This is a genomic window from Methylophilus sp. Leaf416, from assembly GCF_001424665.1.
GTDB lineage: Bacteria > Pseudomonadota > Gammaproteobacteria > Burkholderiales > Methylophilaceae > Methylophilus.
Window position 1 is genome coordinate 266,457 of sequence record NZ_LMQS01000003.1, and the last position, 18,757, is coordinate 285,213.

At 52.4% G+C, this 18,757-nt stretch carries 11 protein-coding genes; 9 read left to right on the plus strand and 2 right to left on the minus strand.

Going from position 1 to position 18,757, the window contains the following annotated elements:
• Positions 1–18: 18 nt before the first annotated feature.
• The 9 genes from ntrB (at position 19) to ASG34_RS09165 (ending at position 14,792) form a co-directional block, all read left to right on the plus strand.
• Positions 19–945, plus strand: a complete 927-nt coding sequence (gene ntrB / locus ASG34_RS09125; protein ID WP_055829742.1) for a nitrate ABC transporter permease — start codon at positions 19–21, stop codon at positions 943–945.
• 29 nt (positions 946–974) lie between these two features.
• On the plus strand, positions 975–1,784 hold the full coding sequence (locus ASG34_RS09130; RefSeq protein ID WP_088178553.1) for an ABC transporter ATP-binding protein: 810 nt from the start codon (positions 975–977) through the stop codon (positions 1,782–1,784).
• 87 nt (positions 1,785–1,871) lie between these two features.
• Entirely contained in the window at positions 1,872–3,317 is a 1,446-nt protein-coding gene (locus ASG34_RS09135; protein ID WP_055829746.1) for an alginate export family protein, read from the plus strand.
• A 24-nt stretch (positions 3,318–3,341) separates the two neighbouring features.
• Positions 3,342–4,121, plus strand: a complete 780-nt coding sequence (gene cobA, locus ASG34_RS09140; protein WP_055829748.1) for a uroporphyrinogen-III C-methyltransferase — start codon at positions 3,342–3,344, stop codon at positions 4,119–4,121.
• Positions 4,122–4,182: 61 nt separating this feature from the next.
• Positions 4,183–5,394 (plus strand): nitrate/nitrite transporter, encoded by a 1,212-nt coding sequence (locus ASG34_RS09145; protein WP_055829750.1) that lies wholly within the window; start codon positions 4,183–4,185, stop codon positions 5,392–5,394.
• A 59-nt stretch (positions 5,395–5,453) separates the two neighbouring features.
• Positions 5,454–7,142, plus strand: a complete 1,689-nt coding sequence (locus ASG34_RS09150; protein WP_055829752.1) for a bifunctional protein-serine/threonine kinase/phosphatase — start codon at positions 5,454–5,456, stop codon at positions 7,140–7,142.
• 461 nt (positions 7,143–7,603) lie between these two features.
• Positions 7,604–10,168: a nitrite reductase large subunit NirB gene (nirB, locus tag ASG34_RS09155; RefSeq protein WP_055829754.1), complete on the plus strand. Its 2,565-nt coding sequence runs from the start codon at positions 7,604–7,606 to the stop codon at positions 10,166–10,168.
• Between the two features lie 16 nt (positions 10,169–10,184).
• Positions 10,185–10,577, plus strand: coding sequence for a nitrite reductase small subunit NirD (gene nirD, locus ASG34_RS09160; protein WP_055829756.1), 393 nt, complete (start codon positions 10,185–10,187; stop codon positions 10,575–10,577).
• Positions 10,578–10,607: 30 nt separating this feature from the next.
• Positions 10,608–14,792, plus strand: a complete 4,185-nt coding sequence (locus ASG34_RS09165) for a bifunctional nitrate reductase/sulfite reductase flavoprotein subunit alpha (RefSeq protein WP_055829758.1) — start codon at positions 10,608–10,610, stop codon at positions 14,790–14,792.
• An 8-nt stretch (positions 14,793–14,800) separates the two neighbouring features.
• On the opposite strand, the gene msrA is transcribed toward ASG34_RS09165, so the two are convergent.
• Positions 14,801–16,066, minus strand: coding sequence for a peptide-methionine (S)-S-oxide reductase MsrA (gene msrA, locus ASG34_RS09170; protein ID WP_235559741.1), 1,266 nt, complete (start codon positions 16,064–16,066; stop codon positions 14,801–14,803).
• Between the two features lie 268 nt (positions 16,067–16,334).
• Positions 16,335–18,701 (minus strand): TonB-dependent receptor, encoded by a 2,367-nt coding sequence (locus ASG34_RS09175; protein ID WP_055829761.1) that lies wholly within the window; start codon positions 18,699–18,701, stop codon positions 16,335–16,337.
• Between the last annotated feature and the right edge of the window lie 56 nt (positions 18,702–18,757).

An 18,757-nucleotide genomic window follows, 5' to 3' on the forward strand; every position in this document is an offset into this window, starting at 1 on the left:
TTCTTAAGGAGAGTCACCATGAGTGTCGTCAGCTTTAACAAGGAAAAAATGATCCAGACAAGCGAGAGCGCTGTTCAAGCAGCGCCTGCACAACCTGTTGTTGCTGTGGTTATCCCTCTCTCGACCACAGCTGCAGTAGCCACTCCGTCGTTGCAGCGGCGGAGCGCATGGGCGGCAACCACCAAACCTGTGTTTGAATGGTTGTTGCCGCCTGTGATTGGCTTACTGGTATTCGGCGCCATTTGGGCGACTGTGGCAGCCCTGACGCAAGGCTTGCCTGGCCCGGTAAAAACCTGGCAGTCGGCAGTCGAGCTGTTTAGCGACCCGTTTTATATCAATAACCCGAACGACATGGGCATAGGCTGGAACATCCTCAGCTCGCTCAAACGCGTGGCGACCGGTTTTGCGCTGGCTGCGATTGTCGGTATTCCCATGGGCTTTGTGATTGGCCGTTACGCATTCATGTCGCGCATGGCAGCACCCATCATCAGCCTGCTGAAACCGGTATCACCCCTGGCCTGGTTGCCAATCGGCCTGCTGGTCTTCAAAGCCGCTGACCCTGCGGCGATCTGGGTGATTTTCATCACTGCGGTGTGGCCCATGATCATCAACACTGCCGTCGGCGTCAGCAAGGTGCCACAGGACTATATGAACGTAGCCAAGGTACTTAACCTGTCGGAATGGAAAGTGGTCACCAAAATCCTGCTGCCTTATGTCATGCCTTACATGATGACCGGTGTACGCCTGTCTATCGGTGCCGCCTGGCTGGTGATTGTGGCGGCAGAAATGCTGACCGGCGGTGTGGGCATTGGTTTCTGGGTATGGGATGAGTGGAATAACCTGAATGTAGAGCACATCATCATCGCCATTTTTATCGTCGGCATTGTCGGCTTGTTGCTGGAACAGTTGCTGGTACTGGCAGCTAAACGCTACAGCTACGAATAAGCCATCACAATAAACCCATAAAGGAATTCATGATGACAACCGCACTGCAAGACCGTTATGTCCTGATCGAAAACGTCAATATGACGTTTCAAACAAAAAAAGGCAGCTTCCAGGCCTTGAAAGATATCAACCTCGATATCCGCGAAGGCGAATTTATCTCCATCATCGGCCACTCCGGATGCGGCAAATCCACCGTGCTCAACCTGATTGCCGGGCTGCTGCAACCGACTGATGGCTACCTGTTCTGTGCCGGGCGTGAAATCGCCAAGCCCGGCCCTGAGCGGGCAGTTGTGTTCCAGAACCATTCCCTGCTGCCATGGCTGACCTGTTTTGAAAACGTGTACCTAGCAGTAGAACGTGTTTTTGCTGATACAGAAAGCAAAATGCAACTGGCAGAGCGCACCAGCGCGGCATTGGGGCTGGTCGGCTTGAGCCATGCCATGGAAAAGCGTCCGAATGAAATCTCGGGCGGCATGAAACAGCGCGTGGGCATCGCCCGTGCCCTGTCCATGGAACCCAAAGTCTTGCTGCTGGATGAACCGTTTGGCGCGCTGGATGCGCTGACCCGCGCCGGATTGCAGGATGAACTGATGAACATCATGGCACGTTCTGGTTGTACTGCGGTGATGGTCACCCACGATGTGGATGAAGCAGTGTTGCTGTCTGACCGCATCGTCATGATGACCAATGGCCCGGCAGCCACCATAGGCGAAATCCTGGAAGTCGACCTACCACGTCCGCGCCACCGGCTGGAATTGGTGGAAGACGCTGCTTACACGCACCTGCGTAGCGAAGTATTGAAGTTTTTATATGAAAGACACGCCAAAAAGGCGGCATAAATAAAAGTGGTGCTGACGGGCGGCAACCCACCAGCACCGCATACCTCATCGAAGTATGGTTACCCACTTAAGCAAAGGAGCAACAACATGAAAGCTAACTCTTACCAACGATTGCGTCAAGTCTCATTGGCTGTATTGATGGCAGCAATGAGCATGCAAGTGGTGGCTGAAGAAGAAGTTTTACCTGAATACACATTTATGGATGCCATTAAAACCGGCAAGAATATGACCAGTTTCAGATTACGTTACGAGCATGTTGACCAGGATGGCCTACAGCCGGCAACCTTTGCCAATGGCTCTGCCAACCCGACCGCAAACCGTGAGCTGGACAATGCCAACGCGGTCACTTTGCGCAGCCTGATCGGCTGGCAAACTGCACCTTACAAAAACTGGAGTTTTGCCGCACAAATCACCAATGTCAGCAAACTCAAGGATGATTTTAATGACAGTACCAATACGGTCAGGACCAATGGCGCATCAAACGAAAGCGACAGGATCAACTATGCCAAAGTGGTAGACCCCGACTATACCGATATCAACCAGTTGTTTGTGGACTGGACCGGTATCAAGAACACCCGTGTCCGTGCAGGCCGTCAGGCGATCAACCTAGATAACGTACGTTTCATAGGCGACATCGCCTTCCGCCAGAACACTCAGGTATTTGACGGTGTGTCGGTTTTCAATAAAACCTTGCCGGATACCGAGATCTACTTAGCCCACTTTGACCGCGTCAGACAGATATTCACCACGCACCGCAGCGGCGATCTTGAAATCGCCAATGCCCGCTACCGCATCTCACCTACCGAATTCCTGGTCGGTTACGGCTATTTCTCCAACTTCGAAAACCTGGGACTGGGCAATGCCTGGTTTGGACAAGGCGCGTTGAACAACACGTTCAATAATTTACTGGCCGACCAATCCAACAAAATCATAGGCTTGCGCCTGGATGGCACACACCCATTCACGCCTAACTACCGTGCACATTACACGGCTGAATATGCCAAACAGACCGATTACAAAGGCGGTGACAACCGCATTGATGCCCATTACTACAAAGTGGGCGGCGGCTTCGGCATAGATAACTTCAACTTGCGCGTGGACCAGGAACTGCTCTCCAGTAATGACGGCCAGTATGCATTCCAGACGCCGTTTGGTACCAACCATTTATTCCAGGGCTGGGTAGACAAATTCCTGGTGACGCCACGCCAGGGCATCAAGGACTCTTTCATTACTGCCACTTATAAATATGGCGACTTTCTGTTTTTTGTCGATTACCACGACATCAGTTCCGATGAGGATTTCTTCACTGTCAATGGCGGTGCAACTGCCAATGGTAACCGCTATGGCCGCGAGTGGAATGCTGCCGTCACCTGGAATATCGACAAAAACTGGATGACCAAATTTGAATACGGCAAATATACCGAAAATGACCAGTACGCAGCAGGCCCTAATGCCGTGACCAATGGCGCGACCAATCGTGCACGTTTTCAAGATACCGAGAAATTATGGCTGACCGCCATGTACACCTTTTAATTGTCTGAATGTAAGGAAAAAGTGATGACTCCAGCCGGAAAAGTTTTTTTAGTAGGTGCCGGACCCGGTGACCCCGATCTCATTACGCTCAAGGCCATCAAGGCCTTGCAGCAAGCTGAAGTCGTGCTGGTCGATGACCTGGTCAACCCGGACCTGCTCACGCATTGCCCGCAGGCACGCATCGTGCACGTGGGTAAGCGTGGCGGCTGCAAGTCTACCCCGCAACACTTTATCAACCGCATGATGATTGCGCTGGCCGAACAAGGGCAAACAGTCGTGCGCCTGAAAGGCGGTGACCCGTTTGTGTTTGGCCGTGGCGGTGAAGAAATGCTGGCTATGCGTGCAGCAGGTGTGACCTATGAGATTATCCCCGGCATGACCAGCGGCCTCAGCGCCTGCGCCAGTATGGATGTACCGGCCACGCACCGCGGCTTGAACCATGGTGTGACACTGGTAACCGGCCATACGCAGGATGGCGGACCATTACCCTGGCGTGCACTGGTTGAAAGCAACACCACACTGGTGATTTATATGGGCATGCAACACCTGGCCGACATCAGCCGCGAATTGATCGCTGCCGGCATGTCAACAAATATGCCCTGCATGATTGTAGAAAGCGCCACCCGTGCAGATGAGCGCGCACTGGTCAGCACCATTGAAGCCATGCCTATGCTGAGCCACCAGCACCAGATGAAAAGCCCGGCCATGATAGTCGTCGGTGAAGTGGTGACAATGGCGAATAGTGCCAAGACTCTGGAAATGCTGGGCCAGGTTGAATATTTACAAGCGGTGAATGGCAACTAGAAAAAGACCTCATTCACACGCGTCAAGAATAGAATGTTTTTGAAATAAACGGAGATTTAACATGAAAAAGAGTTTTTGGGATGTAGGCCACAAGCCTACGCTGTTTTCAGCGTTCTTTTATTTTGACCTTAGCTTTATGGTGTGGGTCATGCTGGGACCACTGGCTGTTCAGATCGCCGCCGACTTGCAATTAAACCCGGCACAAAAAGGCCTGATGGTGGCAACACCGGTACTCACCGGCGCATTATTACGCATCGTGATGGGCGTGCTGGTAGACCAGCTTAAGCCTAAAAAAGCCGGCCTGATTGGCCAGGTGATTGTGCTGGCTGCTTTGTTGATTGCCTGGTTGCATGGCATACATACTTATCAGCAAGCGTTACTGTTAGGCGTGTTTCTTGGTTTTGCCGGTGCCGCTTTTGCCGTCGCCTTGCCATTGGCTTCACGCTGGTATCCACCTGAACACCAAGGCACCGCTTTAGGCATTGCAGGTGCAGGTAACTCTGGCACGGCATTGGCGGCATTATTCGCGCCTGGCCTGGCCGTGGCGTTTGGCTGGAACAATGTGTTTGGCCTGGCCCTGATCCCTTTATTGCTGGCATTGATTGTATATACGGTGTTTGCCAAAGATGCGCCGGATACGCCTGCACCTAAATCGCTGGCGCAATACCTGTCTGTGCTTAAAGACAAGGACGCATGGTGGTTTATGCTGTTTTACTGCGTGACTTTCGGCGGTTTTGTCGGCATGGCTTCTTCACTGACCATTTACTTCCACGACCAGTACGGCCTGGACCCTGTGCATGCCGGATACTTTACCGCAGCCTGCGTATTTGCCGGTTCACTGGTGCGTCCGTTCGGCGGCCTTCTGGCTGACCGTATCGGTGGTATCCGTACCTTAAGTACCATGTATACACTGGCGGCTGTATTCCTGTTTACCCTGAGTTTCGGCATGAGCACGCAACTGGCTGGCCTGGGCATAGTCATTCTGGCGATGGCGGCACTTGGTATGGGCAATGGCGCAGTGTTCCAACTGGTGCCGCAACGCTTCCGCAAAGAGATAGGGGTGATGACTGGCCTGGTAGGGATGGCTGGTGGTATCGGCGGTTTCTACCTGGCTTCCAGCCTGGGTTACTCCAAGCAGATCACCGGTAGCTATCAGCTGGGCTTAATTATTTTTGCCGGATTAGCTATCCTGGCACTGGTAGGTTTGACTGGTGTTAAAAACCGCTGGCGTACTACCTGGGGTGCAGCGAGCGTGACGGCGGCCAAGGTATAAACCGGCCAATAGATAGACTAGCCACCGTATAATTCCAAAAACCTTTAAATGGCTGGCTTATGAGTCTCGTTTTTACAGTCGGTGAACATAGCGTAACCGGTCCCAGGCTGCGTAACGAAGACTATGTCACCGTGGTCACCCCCGCTGCCTCGCAGTTGGCAATCAAAGGTGCCTTGATGCTGGTCGCCGATGGTGTCAGCGGTGGTGCCGGTGGTGCTGAAGCGTCGGAAATGACTGCCAGGAGTATTTCGGCGGATTATTACGCCACCCCGGAAACCTGGACGGTGCAGCATGCGCTGGACAAGGTCGTGCAGGCGGCCAACCTGTGGGTACTGTCGCAGGCACGCAAGAACAGCAAGATGGCGGGCATGGCAACGACCTTGTCCATGCTGGTATTGCGCGGTCAGCGCTATGTGCTGGCACATGTGGGCGACACGCGTATTTACCGCCTGCGCGAGCAATCATTGCAGTGCCTGACTACGGATCACGTTTGGGACAGACCGGACATGCGGCATGTGCTTAAACGTGCGATCGGGCTGGATGACCAGCTAACGGTGGATTATGCTGAAGGCTTGCTGCAACCCGGTGATGTGTATGCCATCCTCAGTGATGGGGTATGGGATGCAGTGGGCGATGCGGAAATTCACCGCGCGTTGATGCTCTACCACTCCCCGCAAATGGTGGCTGAATACCTGACTGCACTGGCGATCGAAAAAGGCGGCCAGGATAATGCTTCCGCGGTGATCGTTAATATTGAAAGCGTCGGCCAGGACCATCTGACCGATATGCTAGCCGATGCGCTCAGCCTGCCGTTGCCGCCTAAACTTTCTGTAGGCGACCAGATCGATGGTTTCACCGTGACCAGGGTGATTCACGATTCGCGCCTGAGTATCCTCTACCAGGTGAAAAATCCAGCCGGGCAACTGTTTGTTTTAAAAACCCTGCAACCCTCACGTGCGGACGACAAGGAAAGTTGCGAAGCTTTACTGAATGAAGAGTGGCTAGCCAAGCGCGTCGTCTCGCAATGTGTGCCGCAGATATTGCCGCTGACGCTGGAACAGCGCAGCGCACTTTATTATGTGATGACCTGGCACGAAGGCTCAACCTTGCAGCAACGGCTGGATGCCGGCCACCATTTCACCATGAATGGCGTTGCCAATATCGGCCAGGATTTATTGCGCGGTTTGAGCATGTTGCACCGCCTGAATATTGTGCACCGCGATATCAAACCAGCCAATATCCATATCGGTAGTGACACCCGCCTGCGGATTCTGGATCTGGGTGTCGCGCTCAACCCTACCCTGCCGATGCCAGAGCAGATGGAAAACCCGGGCACACCCAGTTTTATGGCACCCGAGTTGTTTGACGGTAAAGTGGCTGACCGACAAGCAGACATTTATGCAGCCGGCGTGACACTTTATCATTTGCTCACCCGTAAATATCCCTACGGCGAAATAGAGCCTTTCCAGTCACCACGTTTTGGCGAGCCGATCAAACCCAGCCGCTACCGGCCAGAAATCCCCGCCTGGCTGGAAAACGTGATTCTTAAAGCGATCGCCAGGAAAGCGGAAGACCGTTTTGAAACGGCCGAAGAAATGCTGCTTGCCATGGAGCATGGCGAATTGAAGCCGGTAGTGATTCCACGCATGCCACTGATTGCGCGCGCCAGGCTTGTCAAATGGCAGTGGCTGGCTATCTGCTCGTTGCTGGCTAATCTTATCCTGATCTACTTGTTGTTTATTACCTGACCAGATAACCCTACTCGTAAAGAATTAAAAACATCTCTGGGTTCAGATTGAAACGCTTACCCTCAATCAAGACCCATTCTGGTGCAAACGCTCTAATTTGCATCATTCCCGTGCGCTCAGCTGGTTTTTCAAGCCATGCCACCTTTACAAAAATACATCCAGACACTTCAAAAACCGGAATTAAACATCAATAAAACAATCACTTAAAAAATTTTCAGATTTTATCAATACTCTATATCCAGATTGGCATGTCGCTTGCTAATTGCTCTATAGATATTAAATCTCGTTTTATTAACGATTAGTTTTTATGGACAACGGCGTCCATAGCTTGTTTTTCGAACTGCCATCGGTAGTCGCTAGATAAGCTATGGACGCCTTTTTTCGTTTTTAGCTTAGTAAACAGCAATGCATGATCAATGAAATAACGTGTCACATGCTTGCATCTGATGGGGAACATTACGATGAATCAACACACCCGCATAGTAGTTGTCGGCAACGGCATGGTGGGACATTACTTTATGCAGGAGCTGGTCAAGCGCCACCCTGACCTGGCGGCCGCCAACCTGCAAGTGACAGTATTGGGCGAAGAACCACGCCCTGCTTATGACCGTGTGCATCTTTCCAGCTTTTTCTCCGGCAGCACAGCTGAAGACCTGTCACTGGTTGAGCCTGGTTTTTATGACCGCCCTGGCCTGGAATTGCGACTGAATGCGCGTGTGAGCCATATTGATAGACATCAGCATGTCGTCACCCTGACTGACAACACGACGCTGCCATACGACAAACTGGTACTGGCCACCGGCTCGGTACCGTTCGTGCCATCGGTGGCGGGTCGTGACCGCGAAAACTGCTTTGTGTACCGCACCATTGAAGACCTTGAAGCGATGACCGCGGCAGGTAAAACCTCCAAGAGCGGCGTGGTGGTCGGCGGTGGCCTGCTGGGCCTGGAATGCGCCAAGGCATTGCGTGACATGGGCCTGGATACCCACGTGGTGGAATTCGCCCCGCGCCTGATGGCGGTGCAAGTGGACGAAGCCGGTGGCCGTGTGCTGCGCAGCAAGATTGAGGAGCTTGGTGTGCATGTACATACCAGCCGCAATACCACCGCGATTGTCGATGGCGCGACTGCACGCCACCGCATGGTGTTTTTTGATGAAACCTGGCTGGAGACCGACATGATCGTGTTCTCTGCCGGTATCCGTCCGCGTGATGAACTGGCGCGTGAATCCGGCCTGGCGATAGGCGCACGTGGCGGTATCGCGATTGACGATTTCTCACGCTCCAGCGACCACGACATTTACGCCATCGGCGAATGTGCCAGCTGGAACGACGAGATGTTTGGCCTGGTAGCCCCTGGCTACGATATGGCCCGCACGGCCTGCGCGCATCTGGCTGGCGAAACCGCATCAACTTTCCAGGGTGCAGATATGAGCACCAAGCTCAAGCTGATGGGCGTCGATGTCGCCAGTGTCGGTGATGCGCATGGCAAGACCCATGGCTGCCGTAGCTACCAGTACACAGATGAAGTGCGCAACATCTACAAAAAAATCGTCGTCAGCGAAGATGGCAAGAAACTGCTGGGCGCGGTGCTGATCGGCAATGCCGATGAATACGGCACCTTGCAGCAAATGACCGTCAACAACATGGCCTTGCCGGAAAATCCTGAATTCCTGATCCTGCCTGCCAGTGATGGCAAGGAAAAACCTGGCCTGGGTGTGGATGCATTGCCAGACACGGCGGTGCTATGTTCTTGCAACAACGTCAACAAAGGCGAGATTGGCGAAGCGGTGGCTGCCGGCAATTGCAGCATAGGCGCCATCAAATCCTGCACCAAGGCGGGTACGGCCTGCGGTGGCTGCGTACCTTTAGTGACGCAAGTGATGAAAGCGCATATGGTCAAGCTGGGCATGACCGTCAACAATCACCTGTGCGAACACTTTCCCTATTCACGCCAGGAGCTTTACCACCTGGTGCGCGTAGAGCAGATCAGGACCTTTGACGAACTGTTGCACAAGCATGGTAAAGGCCTGGGCTGCGATATCTGCAAGCCGACTGCCGCCAGTGTACTGGCTTCAGTCTGGAATGATTTTATCCTGAAGAAAGACCTGGCTTCACTGCAGGATTCCAACGACTACTTCCTCGGCAATATCCAGAAAGATGGCAGCTACTCCGTGGTACCGCGCATGCCGGGTGGCGAAGTCACACCGGATGGCCTGATCGCCATCGGCCAGATCGCCAAGAAATACAAGCTGTATACCAAAGTGACTGGTGGTGCACGAGTGGATATGTTCGGTGCCCGCGTCGAGCAATTACCTAATATCTGGGAAGAGCTGATCGCTGCCGGTTTTGAATCCGGCCATGCCTACGGCAAATCGCTACGTACTGTAAAAAGCTGCGTCGGTTCCACCTGGTGCCGCTATGGCGTGGACGACAGTGTCGGCCTGGCGGTACAGCTGGAGAACCGCTACAAAGGCTTGCGTGCGCCACACAAGATCAAGTTTGGGGTTTCCGGTTGCACGCGTGAATGCGCCGAAGCACAAGGCAAGGATGTGGGTTTGATCGCAACCGAAAGCGGCTGGAACCTTTACGTTTGCGGTAACGGCGGTATGAAACCTCGCCATGCCGAACTCATCGCCAGCGACCTCAGCAAAGAAGACGCCATCCGCATGATAGACCGCTTCCTGATGTTCTACATCCGCACTGCTGACCGTTTGCAACGCACCAGTACCTGGCGTGACAACCTGGAAGGTGGCCTTGATTACCTGAAAGACGTGGTCATCAACGATAGCCTGGGCCTGGGCGCAGAGCTGGAAGCGCAGATGCAGCATGTGGTGGATAACTACCAGGATGAGTGGAAAACCGCCGTCAATGATCCTGAAGTGCGCAAACGTTTCCGCAGCTTCGTCAACAGCGTGGCTGGCGACAACAACATCGTCTTCGTCAAGGAACGCGACCAGATGCGCCCGGCAACAGTAGAAGAAAAGAAGCAGGCAAAGGTCATCCCAATCCTGGCAACGACCGAGTAATGAGTGGAGTAGAACGATGAGTCAATTACAACAAGCAGCCGTATCAGACAGTACAGCCAATCAGGCGGCGATTTCCACTGCCGCTTCAGGCACCTGGCATGCAGTGTGCGCACTGGATGATATCTGGCCCAACACCGGCGTATGCGCCCTGGTAGAGGGTCGCCAGGTGGCGATTTTCCGCTTGCAGGACGACCTGCTGTACGCCATCGACAACTACGATCCGCACAGTGATGCCAACGTCATTTCGCGTGGCATCGTCGGTGACCTGGGTGGCGAACGTGTCGTCGCGTCCCCCATTTACAAGCACCATTACCAGTTGAGTACCGGCATCTGCGTGGAAGATACGGATATCCGCCTGCAAACCTACCCGGTGGAACTGCGCGATGGCGCAGTCTGGGTACAGGTATAGGCTGACTGGATAGAATCGGGACCAGCAACAATGGTGAAGCAGGTTAAATCAGTTTGCCCGTATTGTGGCGTAGGTTGTGGCATTGTCATGGAAGTGGAGGATGACTTAGCAACCAAGACCCGGCGCGTGATCAAGGTCTACGGTGACAAGCAGCATCCGACCAACTATGGCCGCTTGTGTACCAAAGGCAGCACCTGCATACAAGCCATTGCTGAATCCGGGCGCCTCGAATCTGCCTATGTGCGCCCTGAACGCGGGCAGGAGTCCGTGCGTACCGGCATGGACGAAGCCATCAAGGAAACCGCACGCCGATTGCGTGGCATTCTCGACGAGCATGGCCCGGACGCCATTGCCTTATATGTTTCCGGCCAGATGTCGATTGAATCCCAGTACCTGGCAAACAAGCTGGTCAAAGGCTACCTCGGAAGCAATAACATTGAATCCAATTCCCGCCTGTGTATGGCCAGTGCCGGCAGCGGTTATAAACTGTCGTTAGGCGCAGATGGTCCACCGGGTTCCTACCAGGACTTTGACCAGACCGACCTGTTTTTTGTGACCGGCGCCAATATGGCCGATTGCCACCCTATCCTGTTCCTGCGCATGATGGACAGGGTCAAGGCTGGTGCCAAACTGATCGTGGTAGATCCACGCCGCAGTACCACTGCCGATAAAGCACACCTGTTTATGCAGATCAAGCCGGGAACCGACCTCGCCTTGCTGAATGGCCTGCTGCACCTGCTGGTGAAAAACGGCCATACTGATGCCGAATTCATCGCCGAATTTACCGAAGGCTGGGAAGTGATGCCGGCCTTTCTGGAAGATTACTCGCCGGAAAAAGTGGCCGAGATCACCGGCCTGAATATCGCGGATATCCTCCAGGCGGCTGAATGGATAGGCACCAGCAAAAACTGGATGAGTTGCTGGACCATGGGCCTGAACCAAAGCACGCATGGCACCTGGAATACCAATGCGATTTGTAACCTGCACTTGGCTACCGGCGCGATTTGCCGTCCGGGTAGCGGCCCGTTTTCACTGACCGGGCAACCGAATGCCATGGGCGGACGTGAAATGGGCTATATGGGCCCGGGCTTACCCGGTCAGCGTTCTGTGCTGGTCGAACAGGACAGACAGTTTATCGAACAGCTTTGGAAAGTGCCGGAAGGCACCCTGCATACCCGTCTCGGCGGCGGCACCGTAGCCATGTTCGAGCAGATGATGGCAGGCAAGATCAAAGCCTGCTGGGTGATCTGCACCAACCCGGTCGCCAGCATGGCCAACCGCAAAAATGTGATTGCCGGCCTAGAGAAAGCCGAACTGGTCATTGCACAGGATGCCTTCCTCGACACCGAAACCAACCGTTATGCCGACATTCTGCTACCAGGCGCCTTGTGGGCCGAAGCAGAAGGTGTGATGATCAACTCCGAACGCAATATGACCCTGATGCAACAGGCAGTCAATGCACCTGGCGAAGCCATGGCTGACTGGCAGATCATCGCCAAAGTCGCTTGCGAGATGGGTTTTAGCGATGGATTCAGTTACAACAGTGGTGCCGAAGTATTTGAAGAAATTACGCGCACGACCAATCTCAACACCGGCTATGACATCCGTGGCGTCAGCCATGGAAAGTTACGCGAAACATCGCTGCAATGGCCGTGTTCACCGGATAGCCAGAATGACAGAAACCCGATTCGCTACCTTAACGATGGCATCAACCAGGTTTTAAAAATACGTGAAGACGGCAGCCGGCCACGTATTGCATTTGCGACAGCGAGTGGTAAAGGCGTGTTCTTTGCCCGCCCGCATATGGATCCGGCCGAACTGCCCGACGACGACTTCCCGTTTGTGCTCAACACCGGTCGCTTGCAGCACCAGTGGCACACTATGACCAAAACCGGCAAGATCGCTACCCTGAATAAACTCAACCCGGGACCGTTTGTTGAAATGCATCCTGAAGATGCCGCCGCCTTAGGGATTAAAGACAAGGACCAGGTTGAAATCCGCTCACGACGCGGCCGTGCAGTATTACCCGCCGTGGTGACCGACCGCGTACGCCCTGGCAACTGCTTCGCCCCCTTCCACTGGAATGATGTGTATGGCGACGACCTGACAATCAATGCCGTGACCAGCGATGCGATTGACCCTATCTCGCAACAACCCGAATTCAAATTTTGCGCCGTGACCATGACACGCGTTGCCAGCGCGCCTGCCCCGCTTAGTCAGGACGCAGAAGAGCTTGCCCTGATCGCCACCGGTGAGGCGAGCAAGAATAACAAGGAACTCGACATGAGAGATATCGATGCTTTGGCCAGGTTACTTGGCCTGGATACCGCACCCGAAATTGTCCTCGAGGCGCAGGAACAGCTTTATCTGCAAGGTTTTATTAGTGGTTTACGTAGCGAAGAATCACGCAAAATGGGCGGTGTACCCATGCTGCCGGAAAGCGCACCACTGGCTCCGGCCAAACACCTGCTGGTCAATGGCATGCTGGCGGGATTATTTGCGCGTAGCTGGTTACCGCATGGCGACCAGTTTCCCAGCGGCTTGCCGGATTTTTCGGCCAACCCGGCAACGGCTGCCGCTACTGTGGCTATTCTATGGGCATCACAAACCGGCAATGCCGAAGGCTTTGCCGAGAAATGTGCCGAGCGCATCAGATCAGGCGGTCTGCAAACGTCAGTCAAGGCCATGGATAGTATCAACATGGCAGACCTGGCTAAATACGCACAAGTCTTGCTGCTGACCAGTACCTTTGGTGACGGTGACCCGCCAGACAATGCCAGCCTGTTTTGGAGTGGACTGCAGGCAGAGAATGCGCCATCACTTGAAAATACCCGTTTTGCCGTGCTGGCCTTTGGCGACTCCAGCTATGCCCAGTTCTGCGGCTTTGGCCGCAAACTGGATGCCAGACTGGAAGCACTAGGCGCGCAACGCCTGCTTGACCGCGTTGACTGCGAACCGGATTTTGAGGAACCAGCCAATGCCTGGCTAGAGAAAACAGTGGCGGCTTTGGCGGCTGTGTCTGCCCCCGTCAACCAACCGGTGCTGGCAATGGCGGATTTAATCGATGAAGCAGTCAGCGATATTGCAGCATACCCGGCAGCGCCCGCATACACACGTCAACATCCGCTAAAAACCAGGCTGATCATCAACCAGCGCCTGAACGCGGAAGGTGCTGAAAAAGAAATCCGCCAGTTTGGCTTTGATTTGAACAATAGCGGGTTCAAATATGAAGCTGGCGATGCGCTGGGGGTGTGGCCAACAAACAACCCGGAGTTGGTCAGTGAAATGTTGCGCGCATTAAAGCTTTCCGCTTCGACCATGGTCACCGTCAAAGAGCAAGGTGAGCTTGCACTAGGCGATGCTTTGCTACATCACTACGAAATCGCACGGATTACCCCGGACTTGGTGAAATTTGTGCAGGAACATAGCGCCAGCCCGGCCCTGGCATTATTGATGGAAGATGACGAACGCCTCAAAGACTGGCTATGGGGAAAACAAATCATCGATCTTTTACTGGCCTTCCCGTTTAAAGTCGAAGCTAGCAAATGGCTGGCCGTATTAAAGCGTTTGCAGCCACGTTTGTACTCCATTTCGTCCAGCCCTAAAGTTTTTCCGGACCAGGTGCATTTAACGGTATCCACAGTACGTTACGGAAAAGACCTGGCACGTGGTGGCGTCTGCTCTACGTTTATGGCAGACCGCGCACAAGAGGCAGAAGTCTATATTTTCTTGCAACGCTCTGCACACTTTCGCCCACCAAAAAACCCTGATGCGCCGCTGATCATGGTGGGCCCTGGCACTGGCATTGCCCCATTCATCGCCTTTTTACAGGAACGCCAGGCAATTGCCGCCAAAGGTAAAAACTGGTTGTTTTTTGGCGAACAGCATGCCGCCACTGATTTTTACTATAAAGAAGAGCTCGATTCTCTGCAAAAAACAGGTGTGCTGGACAAGCTGAATACTGCTTTCTCACGCGACCAGAAAGAAAAGATCTATGTGCAACATCGCATGCTGGAGCAAGGTGCAGAGTTGTGGCAATGGCTGCAACAGGGCGCGCAGTTCTGCGTGTGTGGTGATGCCAGCCGCATGGCGAAAGATGTGGATGCCACCTTGAAAGCCATTATCAAGACGCATGGCAACATGACCGCAGAACAGGCGGCTGATTACGTTTCAACCATGGCCCGAGAAAAACGGTATGTGCGTGATGTGTACTAATCATATGCTTATATTTTATCAGCCACAAACTTCAATACAGCACTATTAATGCAGTAACGCTTGCCAGTCGGGGGCGGACCATCGTCAAACACATGGCCTAAATGAATACCGGAACTGGCGCTGAGTACCTCTGTGCGGCGCATGCCCTGGCTTGAATCTTCTTTCATCACCAGCGCGCCTGGCAATGGGTCAAAAAAGCTGGGCCAGCCGGTTTTGCTGTTAAATTTCTTATCGCTCCTGAACAGTCGCTCGCCGGAAACCGGGTCCACATAATAGCCCGACGCATGATTATCAAGCAGCGAACCGCTAAACGTCATTTCGGTACCTTTTTCAAACGCGATTTTCCTTTGCTCAGCGCTTAAGGTCTGCACCCCAAGCCAGCGCCAAAAACGCTGTTTATTACCGTCATAACCGGTGTAGCGCGACGCTTCTTTACCATTTTCAAACAAGACAATAGTAGGCGTTGCCCATAAAGAATCTTTCAGTGCCCAGCCAGCCGGCGCCTGGGTAGAGTAGGTTTTAGCGATAGCGAGTTCAGACTTCCACTGACTCATGATGTCCTTCTCGAACGCTTTGCAGAAATGGCAGGTTTCAGACTCGAAAACCACCAATTGCCTGTTCGCAAGTTTCTTGCCATCCAGTGGTGCTGTCGCGACTGGCGTCACTTGCGTGGTCCCAGGAAACGCAACGCCAGTACCACCTAATCCACAATAACCGTTGGGATTTTTCTTCAGGTATTGTTGGTGATAACCTTCAGCTGGGTAAAACGTTTTCAGCGGCGTGATTTCAGTGGTGATCTTCCCCAACCCGGCCTTGGTCAGGGCCTGCTGGTAGATTTCCCTGGTTTGCAGAGCGGCTTGCTGCTGGCTATCAGAACTATAAAAAATAGCACTGCGATAATTTGAACCAACATCATTGCCCTGCCGGTTACCCTGGGTTGGGTTATGGTTTTGCCAGAACGCAGCTAACACTTTTTCCAGCGTACCCGCATTTTTATCGTAGGTCACCTTGACAACCTCAGCATGGGTTTCTGCTTTGTTTGCGTGCCCCTCTCTGGAAACGGTTTCATAGGTCGGAGACTTGGTATTGCCGCCCGCGTAACCCACTTCAGTGCGGATAACCCCAGGGGTTTCTGCTATGCGTTTTTCTGCACCCCAAAAGCAACCCATGCCTAAAACAATAGTGTCAGATGCCGTCGCGTTTTCTGCACTTGCAGACATGGCAACACATGCAAGCAAACATAGCGCTGCTGCCTGAACTTTTTTGATTAACATAGTCATCACTCCTTATGACTTAACGTATCTTCGAACATGTCGAGAAAAAAGCTGTTCCGTCGTATGCAGTTTTTTGATGCAATTTTCACTTGTTAGTACGCTGCTACGGTCTGATTGGTTACAGAAGGTGATGAAAATGACTAACTATTTCTCGCAAGTTTCGGCCGGCTTAAGTGCACAAGTGCTTTGTGAATGTCCACAAAAGAAAAAAGGAAGGCTTTAAGCCTTCCCTATTCAATACGACCCTGTTTATTTCTGTTTAATGCATTTAAAAATCAGCCGTCACAGAGAGCAATACAGTTCTTGGTGCCCCCACTGACAGTCCTTGACGTGCAGCAGAAAGCCAGTAGTTTTTGTCAAACAGGTTCTCAATAGATCCTCTCACAGTGACAGGCACTTTGCCGGTAGTAAACGCATACCGCGCACCCAAATCATAGCGATTCCATGACGGAATTTTTTGCGTATTTTCAGGATCCAGATATTGCTCGCCAGTGTGCAACATTCTGGCAGTCAGTGTCAGTCCAGGCAGCATGGACGTGTCCCATTCAGCGGCAAGATTGAATTGCTGTCTAGGCACTGCAGGTGCCGTATTACCATCGGTTGTACCACCCTCTGTTTTAACAAGTTTTCCTTCAGTCAACGCCAGACCACCTAATATCCGTACATTCTCGACTACTTCTCCTTGCGTTAGGAATTCAATCCCGCGATTGCGCTGTTTCCCATTCACTTCTAACAGCAAAGTGGCCGGGTCAGTAATCTCGCTTGCGCGCTCAATCTCAAACACACTCACAGTAGTGGCAAACCGGCCAAAATCATATTTCATACCTGCTTCGCGCTGCTTGGAGACCATAGGAGCAAATGTCTGTCCGCTATTCGGGTCGATAGGTCCCTGATTCAATGCCTCAATGTAGTTGGCATACAAAGACAACTTTTCGGTTGGTCGAATGACCACGGCAACGGTAGGTGTCAGTTTAGATTCATCATAGTGTTGATCAAGTCGACGGTTGCCAGCTGCGTCAAAGCTATCGACAATGACTTCTTGATGACGCACGCCAAGTGTGAGTTGTACTGCGTTATCCAGAATAGACATGGTATCGGCCAAAGCAATACTGCGAAGCCTGGTCTCCACCGCTTTCGGGACATTGCCTATTAATGAAATAGCTGGTTTAGCTACGTCTTGCGGTGAGTAGATATTTGAAAATGTTGCTCCTATTCGATCTGATTGGAATCCAGACTCCATAAAATAATTAGTAACACTTAACACCGGCTGGTGATTCAAGGCGCCTGTAACAAACTTTCCTCTAACTCCCATCTCACCGGTCAGGGTTTTGACATATTGTTGTGTGCGTGCTGGACGTGAGGCAATATCTCCTTGTTGATTGGTCAATAACCAGCTTGTTTGCAAACTACTGAAGTCATACTCAGAACCACCGAATGCACCATAAACCATCCAGTTTGTTGTCAGGTCAAATTCCGCACGTGTTGTGCCTGAAATCTGGTTACTGTCCCAATAAGTCCATTTTGGGAAAAAGTTGCTCTTAGCGTCTGGCGCTGAACCTATTCTTACCCCAGTATCTGCAAACAGCAGACCGCTACGCGCATAAGTCAGGCGATTTTGATAATTGATGTCACCTTCCAGACGGAACCGTTCGCCTTGAAAATCGAGACCGATGGCAATGGCATCCAGCCGTTCTTTGGAATGGTCCACTGGCGTATCACCAGAACTTTTAATCGCATTCAAACGCACGCCAAATTGTTGATCTGCGCCAAAACGTCTTGCCACATCCGCATGGGCCGCCAGCTGGCTATCGTCAATATAAGATAAGGTCATACGATTAAGCGGTTGATAGCCGGCACGTTTAGGGACCAGATTGATTGCACCACCTACTGAGCCACCGGGCGCGATTCCGTTTAACAGCGCATTCGGGCCTCTTAGCACTTCAACACGTTCGATACCTATCATCGAACTAGAGTCACGCGGCGAAATACCGTACAAGCCATTAAACATGGCATCGTAATTGAATAGCGTAAAGCCACGGATATTGAATTCGTCACGGCCTGAGCCACGCGAATAGGTATTGCGGATGGAAGGGTCGTTCACGAGCACATCGCCAAGATTCTGCGCCTGCTGGTCTTCGATTAATTTAGAAGTATATTGTGTGGCGCTGAAAGGCGTATCCATCAAATCCTTATTGCCCAGCAAACCTACTTTACCACCGCGTGCAACCTGGCCCCCGGGATATTCAGCGGTGATATCTTTAATCGCTTTATCCTTGATTTGCACCTCAGGCAGCGTCTCAGTATTATTTTCGACCTGTTTAACGACTGAATACCCGGCCGGGGTTTTCTGGGTGGTTAAGCCGGTGCCTTTTAAAAGCAACTCCAAAGCCTGCTGAACACTGTAATTACCTTTCACAGCAGGCGCTTTCAGTGTGCTGGCCAAATCTGATGGGAAGGCAATATTTTCACCACTTTGCTTGCCCAGCGACAGGATAGCCTGATCTAGTGATTGCGCGACAATATCTATATTGGCAGTGGCTGCATGCACATGCAGGCTGATTGAAAGTAATGCGGCGATAGATAACTGTTTCAACTTAGTACGACGGCTAAGCTGAAAATTAGTACGTGCTGTCATGGTTTCCCTTAAAAATATTTGCGACTACATTTGCCGCTATACCCTTAAGGCGATTA

Excerpts from the sequence above, each read along its gene's own strand:
- ntrB (WP_055829742.1), top strand. The coding sequence starts at position 19 with ATGAGTGTCGTCAGCTTTAACAAGGAAAAAATGATCCAGACAAGCGAG.
- ASG34_RS09130 (WP_088178553.1), top strand. The coding sequence starts at position 975 with ATGATGACAACCGCACTGCAAGACCGTTATGTCCTGATCGAAAACGTC.
- ASG34_RS09135 (WP_055829746.1), top strand. The coding sequence starts at position 1,872 with ATGAAAGCTAACTCTTACCAACGATTGCGTCAAGTCTCATTGGCTGTA.
- cobA (WP_055829748.1), top strand. The coding sequence starts at position 3,342 with ATGACTCCAGCCGGAAAAGTTTTTTTAGTAGGTGCCGGACCCGGTGAC.
- ASG34_RS09145 (WP_055829750.1), top strand. The coding sequence starts at position 4,183 with ATGAAAAAGAGTTTTTGGGATGTAGGCCACAAGCCTACGCTGTTTTCA.
- ASG34_RS09150 (WP_055829752.1), top strand. The coding sequence starts at position 5,454 with ATGAGTCTCGTTTTTACAGTCGGTGAACATAGCGTAACCGGTCCCAGG.
- nirB (WP_055829754.1), top strand. The coding sequence starts at position 7,604 with ATGAATCAACACACCCGCATAGTAGTTGTCGGCAACGGCATGGTGGGA.
- nirD (WP_055829756.1), top strand. The coding sequence starts at position 10,185 with ATGAGTCAATTACAACAAGCAGCCGTATCAGACAGTACAGCCAATCAG.
- ASG34_RS09165 (WP_055829758.1), top strand. The coding sequence starts at position 10,608 with ATGGTGAAGCAGGTTAAATCAGTTTGCCCGTATTGTGGCGTAGGTTGT.
- msrA (WP_235559741.1), bottom strand. The coding sequence starts at position 16,066 with ATGTTAATCAAAAAAGTTCAGGCAGCAGCGCTATGTTTGCTTGCATGT.
- ASG34_RS09175 (WP_055829761.1), bottom strand. The coding sequence starts at position 18,701 with ATGACAGCACGTACTAATTTTCAGCTTAGCCGTCGTACTAAGTTGAAA.